Origin of the sequence: Paenibacillus sp. FSL E2-0201 (genome assembly GCF_037963325.1) — a bacterium.
Classification (GTDB): Bacteria; Bacillota; Bacilli; order Paenibacillales; family Paenibacillaceae; genus Paenibacillus_AQ.
Map to the genome: position 1 here is coordinate 5,179,321 of NZ_CP150154.1, position 13,168 is coordinate 5,192,488.

General features: G+C 43.7%; 12 protein-coding genes. 3 read left to right on the plus strand and 9 right to left on the minus strand.

From position 1 onward, the window contains the following. Nucleotides 1–9 precede the first annotated feature (9 nt). From NSU15_RS23425 to NSU15_RS23440, 4 genes are all read right to left on the minus strand, one after another. A complete protein-coding gene (locus NSU15_RS23425; protein WP_339287708.1) occupies nucleotides 10–840 on the minus strand; it encodes an energy-coupling factor transporter transmembrane component T in 831 nt (276 codons plus the stop codon). Then, entirely contained in the window at nucleotides 837–2,543 is a 1,707-nt protein-coding gene (locus NSU15_RS23430; protein WP_339287709.1) for an ABC transporter ATP-binding protein, read from the minus strand. Before NSU15_RS23430 ends, NSU15_RS23425 begins: the two co-directional genes overlap by 4 nt. Nucleotides 2,544–2,653: 110 nt before the next feature. Beyond that, on the minus strand, nucleotides 2,654–3,214 hold the full coding sequence (locus tag NSU15_RS23435) for an ECF-type riboflavin transporter substrate-binding protein (protein ID WP_042130357.1): 561 nt from the start codon (nucleotides 3,212–3,214) through the stop codon (nucleotides 2,654–2,656). Between the two features lie 153 nt (nucleotides 3,215–3,367). Continuing rightward, nucleotides 3,368–5,578, minus strand: a complete 2,211-nt coding sequence (locus NSU15_RS23440) for a hypothetical protein (RefSeq protein WP_339287711.1) — start codon at nucleotides 5,576–5,578, stop codon at nucleotides 3,368–3,370. A 227-nt stretch (nucleotides 5,579–5,805) separates the two neighbouring features. Here NSU15_RS23440 and NSU15_RS23445 point away from each other — a divergent pair, with 227 nt between their 5' ends. The 3 genes from NSU15_RS23445 to NSU15_RS23455 all read left to right on the plus strand — a co-directional run bounded on the left by NSU15_RS23445 (nucleotide 5,806) and on the right by NSU15_RS23455 (nucleotide 7,930). Next, nucleotides 5,806–6,540 carry an AzlC family ABC transporter permease gene (locus NSU15_RS23445; RefSeq protein WP_339287712.1) on the plus strand — a complete coding sequence of 245 codons (735 nt, stop codon included), beginning with the start codon at nucleotides 5,806–5,808 and terminating at the stop codon, nucleotides 6,538–6,540. Further along, complete coding sequence (locus tag NSU15_RS23450; protein WP_076117335.1) at nucleotides 6,531–6,857, plus strand: AzlD domain-containing protein; 327 nt, start codon at nucleotides 6,531–6,533, stop codon at nucleotides 6,855–6,857. The genes NSU15_RS23445 and NSU15_RS23450 overlap by 10 nt, the downstream gene beginning before the upstream one ends. A 377-nt stretch (nucleotides 6,858–7,234) precedes the next feature. Continuing rightward, the gene (locus NSU15_RS23455) at nucleotides 7,235–7,930 is read left to right on the plus strand and encodes a hypothetical protein (RefSeq protein ID WP_339287714.1); all 696 of its coding nucleotides are present in this window, start codon (nucleotides 7,235–7,237) and stop codon (nucleotides 7,928–7,930) included. 157 nt (nucleotides 7,931–8,087) lie between these two features. Here the strand turns inward: NSU15_RS23455 and mtaB are convergent, their stop codons facing one another. The 5 genes from mtaB to NSU15_RS23480 all read right to left on the minus strand — a co-directional run bounded on the left by mtaB (nucleotide 8,088) and on the right by NSU15_RS23480 (nucleotide 13,051). Next, nucleotides 8,088–9,431 (minus strand): tRNA (N(6)-L-threonylcarbamoyladenosine(37)-C(2))-methylthiotransferase MtaB, encoded by a 1,344-nt coding sequence (gene mtaB / locus NSU15_RS23460; RefSeq protein ID WP_339287716.1) that lies wholly within the window; start codon nucleotides 9,429–9,431, stop codon nucleotides 8,088–8,090. A 3-nt stretch (nucleotides 9,432–9,434) separates the two neighbouring features. After that, nucleotides 9,435–10,199, minus strand: coding sequence for an RsmE family RNA methyltransferase (locus tag NSU15_RS23465; protein ID WP_042130366.1), 765 nt, complete (start codon nucleotides 10,197–10,199; stop codon nucleotides 9,435–9,437). A 278-nt stretch (nucleotides 10,200–10,477) separates the two neighbouring features. Further along, complete coding sequence (locus tag NSU15_RS23470) at nucleotides 10,478–11,161, minus strand: site-2 protease family protein (RefSeq protein WP_042130368.1); 684 nt, start codon at nucleotides 11,159–11,161, stop codon at nucleotides 10,478–10,480. A 2-nt stretch (nucleotides 11,162–11,163) separates the two neighbouring features. After that, nucleotides 11,164–12,219: a 50S ribosomal protein L11 methyltransferase gene (gene prmA / locus NSU15_RS23475; protein ID WP_339287717.1), complete on the minus strand. Its 1,056-nt coding sequence runs from the start codon at nucleotides 12,217–12,219 to the stop codon at nucleotides 11,164–11,166. A gap of 253 nt (nucleotides 12,220–12,472) precedes the next feature. After that, nucleotides 12,473–13,051: a DNA-3-methyladenine glycosylase I gene (locus NSU15_RS23480; protein WP_339291443.1), complete on the minus strand. Its 579-nt coding sequence runs from the start codon at nucleotides 13,049–13,051 to the stop codon at nucleotides 12,473–12,475. Between the last annotated feature and the right edge of the window lie 117 nt (nucleotides 13,052–13,168).

The window sequence follows — 13,168 nt, forward strand, 5'->3', positions numbered from 1 at the left end:
TATTATACTTCAATCGAAAATATTATAAAACCGCGATCCATCGTAAAATGTAATTACTGTCGAGGATATTGCGATCAGAGCGAATAAGATCAAGGCAATATAATCGTTTTTGGAGAACGGACGACTGCTGTACCAAGTCCGTTTGCTCTTAGTTCCAAAGCCACGTAATTCCATAGCCGTACTAATATTCTCAATTCGCTCAATGCTAGTCAGAATCAAGGGCATAAGAATCGAAATGATATTTTTAAGCCGCTTAGGCAGCTTTTCTTTTCGAGAGATGTCTATTCCTCGTGCCTGAGCAGAGAACGATATATTCTCATAATCTCTTTGGATATCCGGAATGTACCGCAGCGCGAGCGATACAGAATATGCGATTTTATAGTTCACACCAATCCGGTTTAAGGATGCTGCGAATTCACTGGGATTTGTGGTTAAAAGAAACAATAACGCCATAGGAATTACTACTGCATATTTAAGTGCAATATTTAATTGATAGAATAGTTGCTCCCATGTAACGGTATACCGACCTACAAGATGAACAATATCATGACGTGAACCGTAAACCTTCACACCTTCCAAAGGAGAGAAAATAAAGATAGCTATATGATTAAGAATAAAGAATATCAAGATAAAATATAGTACAAAGGCGTAATCCTGAAATTGAACTTTAGAGATTCTAAAGGCAATTAAACTAAATAGCAGCATCACTATCAGACATCTTGTATCATATGTAATCATCCCTGTCACAGACCATACTATAAATAAAATCAGCTTAGTGGCGCCTGTAAGACGGTGAATAGGTGAATCCTGCTTCGTAAAAGTTAACATTGTGGCCTTCATCCGCCCCGGCTCCTCCTATCATATGCAATAAATCTTCTTACAAACTCTTCTGGCTGATCCAATTGGGCCTTCATAGCCAATGTAAATAGTGAGGTTTCCTTTAAGTTAGCATTCCTTACTACTTCTATATTGGTTAATACTCGCTCTGGTCTGTCATCCGCAAGCTTCACTCCATCAGATAACACTACAGCTCTATCAGCATACTCCAGCATAAGATGCATATCATGCGTAATCATAATGACCGTCATTCCCTGCGCCCGCAGCGTGAGAAGGAATTCCATCATTTCGTTATAGTGCCTATAATCCTGAGCTGCAGTCGGCTCATCCAAAATGATGAGTTCCGGCTCTAGAATCATAATAGACGCAATAGTTACACGTTTTTTCTGACCATAGCTGAGCGCCGAGATCGGCCAGCTACGAAAAGCATATAGACCGCATATTTTCAAAACATGATGCACTCGCTCACGAATAAGCTCCTCTGACACGCCTCGTAACTTAAGGCCTAGCGCAACCTCATCATATAAGAGCGTCTTAGAAATCATATGATTTGGATTCTGCATCACGAAACCGATCCGCGCTGCCCGCTCCTTAATCGTATCCTTGGCAATGTCTCTTCCGTTCATCAGTATCGATCCGGAGGTGGGCTTATAAAATCCACAGATTAGCTTAGATACCGTGGATTTTCCTGCCCCATTTCGACCAGCAATACAAAGCATTTCTCCTTTATTGATGAAAAGGTTAAGCTTATGCAGCACAGGCTGATTTCTCACGTATCCAAAAGAAATATCTCGCAGCTCAAGTATAGGTGGACTATCCACCTTATCCTGTCGCGCATTATTGTTGTCATACCAGGTTTTAAGTTTACTTGAACAAGCCTCCAACTGAATATCGTTTATATGCTGTGGATTCATATCTGATGTAATCGTACAACCTGCATACTTTAAAGCCGCCAAATAAAGAGGTTCCCGAATACCTACCTCTGAAAGTAGCTCAGTGCTTAACAGCTCAGCGGAAGGCATATCCGCCGCTACGCGTCCGTCATGGATCACAATAATGCGGTCCACCACACGGTGCAGTACTTCCTCTAGTCGGTGCTCGATAATAATAACTGTCTTGCCGGTCTCTTTTTGCACTCGGTCAATGAGCTCTATCGCTTTTGTGCCGGTATATGGATCTAAGTTTGCCAAAGGCTCATCAAACAGCAGGATGTCCACATCACCAACCAGAACACCGGCTAAGGTTGTTTTCTGCTTCTGTCCGCCGGACAGTTCCTGAGGTGAAGATCCCAAATAATCTTGGATATCCACCGCTGTTGCCGCAACTACTACTCTTTCTTTCATCTCAGCCTGCTGAACCGCTTGATTCTCCAGACTGAAGGCGATGTCCTCTCCAACCGTTAATCCCACAAACTGTCCGTCCGGGTCTTGCAATACTGTCCCTATCTGATCCGACAATGCTGCGATACTTAGTTCTTTCTGCTCCTGACCCATAATTTGCAATGATCCAGACATTTCACCTTTATAGGCAAAAGGGATGAGTCCGTTTATACAATGAGCCAGCGTACTTTTTCCAGAGCCTGAGGGTCCTACGATAAGCACCTTTTCCCCTTCGGCAATCGTTAAGTTGATACCTGTGAGTGTAGGTTCTTGCTGTGCTCGATATTGAAAACTGAAATCCTTAAATTCAATCACTGCTTTTCTCATCCTTGACCTTCCTCTTAGCTTCGTTTGAAGATATTCACAACCATTAGATGTTCAATAGCCATAAAAAAGCCGGTGATCTCCACCGGCTTTTGGTTTGGATTATATGCTACTCAGGCTTCTCTGGTCAAGCTGCCTTGCTTCGTTCTTGTCTTAGCATATGCAATTGCAAGTAGTGAGCCAATCACTGCCACAGTGACTATATTGGATGCTCCGGCGATAAGTCCTTGAGTGAATACTTTATTCGCTGGTTCCGCATAGATTAGAATATCTAGTACAGGTGCTACTAAGAACCAGGCGATTGCATTCGCTACAATCTGAGCCAGATTAAAACGAATCAGTTCCTTTCGTCCGAACTCCCCATCATGAATCCCAATTCTAGCCACCAGCAGACCAATGACGAGACCAACAATTCCAGAAGCGATCACCCAACTGAACCAAGGGGAACCGTAAAAAATTGCATCCTTCAATGTATGGCCGATCAGGCCAATAAGTAATCCGGCAAACGGACCGTACAACAGTGCGAACAATGCTAGTAAAGCGTATGTAGTTTCAATGTTAGTGTTTGGAATTCCGGATGGAATCGAACCGAACCTGCCCAATATAACGAATAAAGCAGAACCGATACCAATCGCTACAATGGTCTTGATCGATAACACCTTTTGTTTTGCCATCTTTTTCATCTCCCCCAACGCGTCTTCTTTATTTTATGTGATTATACATCGGAATAGTCGGAATTACTATAGACTAAAATAAAAAAATCTGCAAAGCAACATGATGTTGGCTTTGCAGACCCCAAGATCTTTAATACAAATAGCTTGCTCTATCTATTTCACCGTAACGGTTACCGTCACTGTCTTGGTGCCAATCTTACCTTTAATAGATGCCGTCCCTTTGCTCACAGCTACAATTTGCCCGCTAGCAGATACTCTTGCTACAGAAGGCTTAGAGCTGGTCCACGCTGCACTTCCAGTAACAATGGCCGTCTTCCCCGTATCATACTGCGCAGTCACAACTGCATTCTGCACAGCTCCCGGAGCCATCTTCAGTCTATTTTCGTTAACAGTCAACTTCATTAGTTTAGGAACTACATTAATTTTGACACTAGTCGCAATCCCTTGATAAGAACCTGATAACGTTGCTGTTCCTTCAGCTATAGCTTTAACGGATGTACTTTTAACCGTTGCAACTGCCTCATTCGAGGACTCCCAGTTCATGCTACTAGAAATATTCCCCGTCTTGCCGTTTGAGTAGTAAGCCGTTACCTTTATAGATTTAGAGCCTTTAATGTTCAGTTCGATCGCATTTGGTTCTACAACAAGCTTAGTAACCTTTTGTTCAATGGTCACCGGGATGCTGATCGTCTTATTAGCGTAGGTTCCCTTTAAAGTTGCAGAGCCCTTTACCAATCCTTTAATTACCTTACCGGAAGCTGTTGTCTTGATAATTGCATTCGTACCAGTAATTTCCCATTCCATAGTGCCAGTAGCATCAAGTTCATTCCCATTTTCCATCACAGCTTTTACTTCAGGAACGGCCTTCTCTTCGCCAGTAACAACCACAAAGTTCTCCTCTGGTCCTAGCAAGATATGTACCTTATCCTTAACTGTAACACTCACTACAACACTTTTATCTCGGATTGCCGCCTTGGAAGAGGTAGGGTTCTCGGATTTTATTTTGCCGACAATATTAACAGTACCAGCTGCTTCAGCAACAAGCTTGCCGTCCTTGATGGTGGCGATCTCATCGTTGGCAGAAGTCCATTCGATTTCTTGACTGAGATCTAGCTTCGTTTCGTCCAGCTTGGTTCCGTTTACCTTTGGCAAACTTACGGAATCCTCTGTGAAAATATCCAGCTCCATCTTATCAGCTTCCAGGTTTGTAATCGTTGGATATACAGTTACTTTAAAGCTCTTACTAACGCCCATATGTTCTGCTTTAACAGTCGAAGTTCCCACTGCTTTTGCAGTGACTGCTGCAGTATCACTTCCCGCAGTAACCGTTACCGCGAGCTGATTGTCTGAAGTCCATACTGCACTACCCGATACATTCGGAGTGGAATTCGCAGCATCCCGAACCTCTGCTTTAACGTTCAAACTCTCACCCATGAACAAGAATTGATCGCCTGATGGGGTTAACATTAATGCCTCAAAAGGAGCACGTACATATACATCCACTGTTTGTGTAATTCCCAGATAAGCTACTGTAATTACAGCTTTTCCTGCAGATAGGACTTTAATTTCTCCCTTATCTACCGTAGCAACACTTGTATTAGAAGAAGACCATTCCGCTTTCGCGGTAATATCATTTGCGATCGATTTTGTAGTCTCTTTGGTATACGCAGCTACTTTCACCGGATTATCGCCAACGAGCATTTCAATTTCCTTAACAAGGATATCATCATCATTCTTAATCTCAATCCCGGAATAAGGCAATTTAACTACTGCTTTGAAGGTTGCTGTTAAGTCCTTGTATTTAGCAGTAATGGTTGAAGTACCTTCACCTGCCAGGGTAATCTTACCTTCTGCAATCGTTAATACGCTTGTATTGGAGCTGCTCCAAGTGGTATCAGCCGTTACATCCTTTGCAGAAGTTGCTGTATCTCCACCAATTGCATTGGCTTTAACCAGCAATTTATCCTCTTCATCACCCAACTTATAGTTCCCCTCGGAGCTATATTCGAGCTTCAATTCTTTGATCGGATGTGAAACCTCTACTTCAATAGTAGCTAACGCATGATTATAAGTAGCTGTAATAATAGCTTTTCCGCTATCTATTGGAGTCAAAAGACCATTTACTACTTTTACAGCGTTAGTGTTAGAAGAATTCCATACCACTGCGCCAGTCACATCTCTTTTGGAGGAGGATCCTTCCACATTCGCATATACCTTCAGTTGCTTTGGCGTTTGTCCAACCGTAAGCTGCACTTTGGCTGAGCTTTCGAATTCGATCGAGTTGATGTCGCCGGTAGCTGCAAAGACACTTACCGGAAAAACCGCAGTAGCTAACAATATCATGATGAGGAGCATTTTCGTCATTTTCCTGTACACAGTCATTTGTTCTCTCCCTTAGGCTATAATGTCGTTTGGTGGTTTAAACCCACACTCTTTTACTTATATCGACAATTGTACACCAAGTGTTTACCCTATAACTCCATAAAGCCAAATTCAGGACTTTCAGACTAGATGAAAAGGTAAGGGTTGATCAATATATAAGGAAGTAATATGCTAGCTACTACATTCTTTATTGAACCAAGGGGGTTACGATGAGTACAGAGAACGTTCAACTAGAGGCAATCCCTTCTCCCAAACAGGAAGATAGCTTCCTTAAAGGGGTAAAAGATTGCATTCCCACACTACTCGGTTATTTAAGCATCGGACTTGCCGCAGGGGTTGTTCAAAAGACTGCCGGGCTCAGCATTGCTGAGATTGCCTTAATCAGTCTGATTCTTTACGCGGGATCAGCTCAGTTTATAGCTGCTGGAATGATAGCCGTAAGCAGCTCGCCTGCGGCCATTATCATTACGATTTTTATCGTTAATCTTCGTCATATTTTGCTTAGCGCAGCTCTTTCACCTTATTTCCGACATCTTACTCCACTGCGAAATATGCTGGTTGGTTCTTTATTAACCGATGAGACCTTCGGTGTAGCCATCAATCAAACCTTGAATAAAGAGCGAATCAGTGAACAATGGATGCACGGACTTAACATCACCGCTTATTTAAACTGGTTTCTTGCAAATATAGCCGGTGCTTTTTTGGCCCAGTGGATTTCAGATCCGGATCAATTCGGTTTGCAGTTTGCGTTACCCGCCATGTTTATCGGCATCCTTGTGATTTCCATGATGGACCGCAAAAAAATAAGACTTGATTTAGTTGTCGCAATCCTTGCAGTGATCATAGCTATAGGAAGCTCCTTCTTGTTCTCCAGTAGTGTTGGAGTGATTATCGCAACAGTTATTGCATCTACAATAGGGATGGTGTTTGAAAAATGGAAGTAAGATGGGATGTTCTGCTGATCATTCTGGGGGCAGCTTTGGTGACCTTCATTCCAAGGGTGGTTCCATTAATGATTCTAAGCCGTTTTGAATTACCTGAATGGGGAATGCGCTGGTTAAATTATGTCCCTATCTCTGTCATGGCGGCATTAATAGGTCAGGAGATCTTCTTGAATGATGGAAAATTCTCACCTATAGCTAATAATATTGAGCTTTTTGCAGCAATTCCTACTTTTTGGATCGCGATAAAAACCCGTAGTTTACTCGGCACTGTACTGGCAGGTGTAATTTCAGTTATGATTCTGCGGATGTTTTTTTGACCATGCAGGGGACCCCAAAAGCCATGAATTGCAGTGGCTGCTGATGCACCCATCTCTTATCTGACTACTTCTTGGCGCTACGCTTAAGAATTCGTTATCAGAAGTAGCTCATTATTTGGTGTTTTATTTGGTGTTTTATTTGGTGTTTTTTGGGTGCGTTTTATGCACTCCATTTGGGTCACTATCGAACCTCCCTTAGTCGCTGTTGGCATAAAAACATCAAATACATCAGAAGTTTCGTAAAAAACAATTTTTCTGCGTAATGATTATGATTCATCATGCCAGTTTCGTCCATAAAAGTGTTAAAAAGATGACGTAGTACAAGTCATTTGTAGTGATAGTAAGCGAGAGCTTCTCTTTTAGCCGTTTCACACCTTTTGGGCGTTATCTGGGGGATTTATACACCTCTTTCAGTCGTTTCGCGCCATTCGGGCCTTATCTGGGGGATTTATACACCTCTTTCAACTGTTTCACACCTTTTGGGCGTTATCTGGGGGATTTATACACCTCTTTCAGTCGTTTCGCACCATTCGAGCATTATCTGGGGAATTTATACACCTCTTTCAGCCGTTTCTCGCCTTCTGGGCCTTATCTGGGGGATTTATACACCTCTTTCAGCCGTTTCGCGCCATTCGAGCGTTATCTGGGGGATTTATACACCTCTTTCAGTCGTTCCGCGCCTTCTGGGCCTTATCTGGGGGATTTATACACCTCTTTCAGCCATTCCGCGCCATTCGGGCTTTATCTGGGGGATTTATACACCTCTTTCTCACATTTCCCACCTTTCGGGTGTTATCTGGGGGATTTATACACCTCTTTTGGTCGTTTCGCGCCTTCCGTGCGTTATCTGTGGGATTTATACACCTCTTTCAGTCGTTTCGCGCCTTCCGAGCGTTATCTGGGGGATTTATACACCTCTTTCTCACATTTCCCACCTATCGGGCGATACGGGCGCAGTTTTGGCTTTTTTTGCAAAATCACTGCTAATATATGTACCACTTTTCCAAGGAAAATTTTCCTTGGGGTCCGAAAGTATGCTCAAACTGATAAAAAGCATGCTAGTAATCCCATAGAGAGCCGCAAGATTAGGAGAGAGCTATGCCTCTCTCATATAGCAGCTATTCCTCGGCTATGCGGTTTCATTCCTCAGCTTACGCCAAAACACAAAGGAGCAATTCTCCATTAACGGGAGAATTGCTCCTTTGCTTTCTTTTAACTAACGTCTATTCCTTAACGAACAGCCTGCTTAAGACCGCTCTGACTTACCCCGATCAATTCTCCTCGGCATTCATTCACACCGGCTTCGGTGATCTTCACATCACAAAGTTCGCCTTGGAGTGAATCCTCACCCTCAAAGAATACTTGTAAATAGTTATCACTGAAACCATGTTGCGTACTGCGACCCGGCGCACCCTTGGCTGATCTTTCTGGAATTACGCTAAGCGTCTGTCCAACAAACTTACGGGCATAAGCTAATTGCATCTCTTCAGATAGATCAATCAGTTCCTGAACGCGTACATTTTTGATCTCCTCGTCGATCTGATTCTCCATCCGTGCTGCAGGCGTACCTGTCCGCTTGGAATAAGGGAATACATGCATCTCGGAGTAATTTATAGCTTTCATGAAATCGTAACCTGCACGGAACATCTCATCGGTCTCACCCGGAAATCCAACGATAACGTCAGTGGTAATTCCCACATCTGGCATCGCCTGGTGGATCAATTGCATTTTGGCGTAATACTCTTCGGTCGTATATTTACGGCGCATCGCCTTCAGCACATCATTATGTCCGGCTTGTAGCGGGATATGCAGATGACGGCACATTTTGGAGGAACGGTTCAGCACCTCAAGCAGCTTCTCATCAATCTGACTAGCTTCGATAGAACTGATACGTACGCGTTCCAGTCCATCCACCTTATCTAGATCCCACAGCAAATCGGAGAGACGGTAATTATCCAGATCATCGCCGTAACCTCCGGTATGAATACCCGTAAGTACAAACTCCTTATATCCTGCTTCTACCAATTGATGCGCTTGAGCGACAATGCTCTTGGGATCACGACTGCGGGACAGCCCACGCGACCATGGAATGATACAGAAGGTACAGAAGTTGTTGCAACCATCCTGAATCTTCATAAACGCACGCGTCCGATCCGCAAAGCCTGGTACATCCATCTCTTCGAACTCACGTGTCTTCATAATATTACGCACAGCGTTAACCGGCTGGCGTGAGGCTTCAATGTTCTTCACATGCGTCATAATCTGATCTCGGTCCTGGTTACCAATAACAAGATCGACTCCAGGAATATCTAGAATCTCCCCAGGCGAAGTTTGCGCGTAACAGCCTGTTACGGCTACGATAGCCTCTGGATTACGGCGCACGGCACGGCGGATCATTTGACGGCTTTTTTTATCACCTGTGTTAGTTACAGTACAAGTATTAATCAGATATACATCGGCGGGACCCTCGAAATCAACCTGCTCGTAACCTTCATTTTTAAATAGCTGCCAAATGGCTTCGGTATCATAGAAATTCACTTTACAACCTAAAGTATAAAACGCTACGGATGGCATCTCTTAAGCTCCTCCCATTTCTCCAGATTCATATAAAATACAAGCAGCAGCAACCATGCCCGCTGTCTCACAGCGCAGAATACGCCGACCAAGTCCTACGGATACTGCCCCGGCTTCCTCTGCCTTTTGGCATTCCTCCGGCGTAAAGCCTCCCTCAGGACCTACTACTACCATTACCTTCCCACCAGTCTCTGGCGAGAGCGATGCTAACCAAGGCGCAACACTGCTACGAAGCTGCAAGCCTTCCTCTTTTTCATAGCAGAAATAAACGGCATCATACTCGCTAAAAGTCTGCAAGAGCTGTTTCCAAGAAAGAGGTGAAGCTACAGCCGGAACGATATTCCGGTGAGCCTGTTCGGCAGCTTCCTTGCAAATTTTACGCCAGCGATCCAGTCGTTTGCTTTCCTTACGCTCGTCGTATTGCACTATTGTGCGTTCTGACAGAAAAGGAACAAAGCTCACAGCACCAATCTCTGTGCACTTCTGAATGACCGTTTCCATCTTATCAGCCTTAGGCAAGCTCTGAGCTACTGTAATTTTAATTCGAGGTTCATGCGTCATCTCCAGAGACTCCAAGATGTTCACAGTGACCTCCCCAATTTCAATCTGCGCAATCTCTACTAATGCCTCACGGGAAACACCATCGCTCACAATAAGCTTGTCCCCTGCCTTACCACGCATCACTTTAGCAATATGACGGGCATCTTCCCCATCAATTCTCACGGTATCCGCACCAAACTGCTCCGGTGTAACGAAATATCGCTGCATCTCATCATCATCCTGTTCATGAATTCAGTAACAAATATAAACGCCTTCGGCATCCTTATAAGGACGGTAAGCGTTTAATCAAAAAATATAAGAAATAAAGTATAACGTGAAACTTATCCCTTATTATATTTGAAGAAACGGCTTAGTCGCCCTTATAAGGACGTCACCCGTTTCTTCAAGAAATATAAATATGGCTCAGGCGAAAATCAACTATCAAATTTTGATCAAATTACATAATACAATGTTTGACAAAGGTTGAACAGACTTCATTCCTTGCCTTAGCTGCCAAAAATTCTTAGTGACAGCTGTACAAATGTTCTCGACATTTCACTAGCCCAGATTGCTAGCGGATCAATCGTATAAGTCCGTAGCCCAGGAATAAACAGAATCAATAAAAAGAGGAATACAGCCCATTGTTCAAACTGCTGTAATTTGCCGCGGATCGAACGTGGCGCGATATCTTCCACAATCCGATAGCCATCCAGTGGCGGCAGCGGAATAAGATTGAACAGAAACAGAAAGAAGTTCCATTGAATGAAGGTGCCAAAGAATAAGTATACAGCCTCGAGCATGCGATCATTCGAGATATTATCTAGAACTCCAGTTGCCGCAAGTGCACCGTATATTATAGCACCAATAATTCCTAAGAGCAGGTTACTGATTGGTCCCGCAGCCGACACGATGACTCCCATGAGACGAGGACGACTAAAGTTATCGCGGTTTACCGGAACCGGACGTGCCCAACCGAAGCCGGCAACTAGCAGGAGCAAAATACCAAAGAAATCGAAATGAACAGCAGGATTAAGCGTCATACGGCCAAGTAATCTTGCTGTTGGGTCACCAAACTTATTTGCGAAATAAGCATGACTGAATTCATGTACTGTAAAAGCAATTAAAATCGTAATCAGCAGGAAAGGAAGCTGATCTAAATCTACTCGAATTATATTTTGTAATATATCCATCTTTACCTCTTTCCGGCTGTAAACGCCACCCAATCTTCCTCACGGGATATTTCAATAATCTCAAAGCCAGACGCTTTCAGCGCGTTCGCCACAAGTCCTTCTTTATCCTTGTAAATACCAGAGGTAATGTACAGCCCCCCAGGTTGAAGCGCGCGGTATACATCATCCGTAAACAATACGATGATTTCCGCCAAAATATTCGCAACTACAATTTGTACAGGCAATGTCACGCCAAGGCTGCCTTCTTGCTCTTGCTTAGCAGGAACGGTTCCTTCTAGTGAGTGACCAGGTCTAGCGGATGGCCACATCTCTCCAGCCGCTGTATCAGCTACGCCTTCCCCGCCCAGCAGCGATAGAAGATCGCTCTCTTTTACTGTTATGGATGATTCAAGCTTGTTAAGGGCTACGTTCTCCCGTGCACTTTCCACAGCCACCGGATCTAAATCTAAGGCCAATACGGATTTTGCACCTAGTAGCATCGCGCCTACAGCCAGAATTCCTGAACCGGTGCCGACATCGATAACTTCTTCACCGCCGCTAATATTCTTCTCAAGTGCACGGAGGCACAGAGCTGTTGTAGGGTGAGTCCCGGTTCCAAATGCCATGCCAGGGTCGATCTCAATGATGGCTTCATCTGGGTTCTCAGGCGTATACTCCTCCCAGGTTGGTTTAATCGTGAGACGCTCCGATACCCGCAGTGGTTTGAAGTATTGCTTCCAAGCATGCGCCCATTCGTCTTCATCCACAGTCTTCCAAGAAATCAACGCTTTGCCTGGATCAATCCCGTACTCATGCAATTCGGCTACCCGTGGAGTCAATTCTTCTATAACAGCATCCATATCTGTGGAATCGGCATAATACCCTTTTATGACCGCTTCCCCTTCAGGAATATCATTCAAAGGTTGGTCGTACAATTCACCATAACGTGTATCCCGTTCTTTATTCAGTGTGCCGGATTCCTCGATAGAAACCCCACCCGCACCAGCTTCATATAAAAAATTCGAAATCATTTCCTGTGCTTCTTCTGTTGTATGTATCGTCACTTCATGCCATAACATCTTTATGTAATCCTCCTAAAGTTTTGTGAGCATACGCTTCACTGATTTACTTCGTGCAAAACTCGCTTCGAAAGCATAGGCTTAGTTTTGTGAGCATACGCTTCACTGATTTACTTCGTGCAAAACTGACTTCGAAAGCATAGGCTTTGTTTTGTGAGCATTTGCTTCATTGATTTACTTCGTGCAAAACTCGCTTCGAAAGCATTCGCTTCATAGTATAACATTTCTTATTGGTGTAACGCCAAACTACAGCTCAACGACCTGCGACGTCCTCTTTGCGCCTGCAAAAGCAGTTGAGCGAATGATCATCCACCATCCCTGATGCTTGCATAAAAGCATAGCATATTGTAGTACCCACAAACTTCATGCCTTTCTTCTTTAATGCCTTACTCATCTCATCAGACTGAACCGTCGAAGCAGGTACATCTGCACGAGTCTTCCAATGATTAATAGTTGGCACACCTCCGACAAAGCTCCAGAGATACTCTGCAAAGCTGCCATATTCCTCGCAAATTTGCAAATACACACCCGCATTACGGATGATAGCATCAATTTTCAATCGATTTCTAATAATCCCTGGATCACTCATTAGCTCTGCAATTTTGGCTTCATCATAATGAACAATCTTATTCGGATCAAATCCGTCAAATACTTTTCTGAAACGCGCCCGTTTTTTTAGTACAGTATACCAGCTCAGCCCTGCCTGCATCCCTTCCAGCATAAGCAATTCAAACAGCATTTGGTCACCATACAGAGGCTTTCCCCACTCTTCATCATGATAGGCAATATATAGAGGATCATCATTGACCCAAGCACAGCGAGTGACTTCCATCATTTTCCCCCTTTAATTATTCATAGCTAAACCTTTACAACGTCTACTCACTGTATACGAAAAAAAGGGAAGAACACAAGGTTCATCCCCTAAAAAAGTTATTCTATTTTCTATACG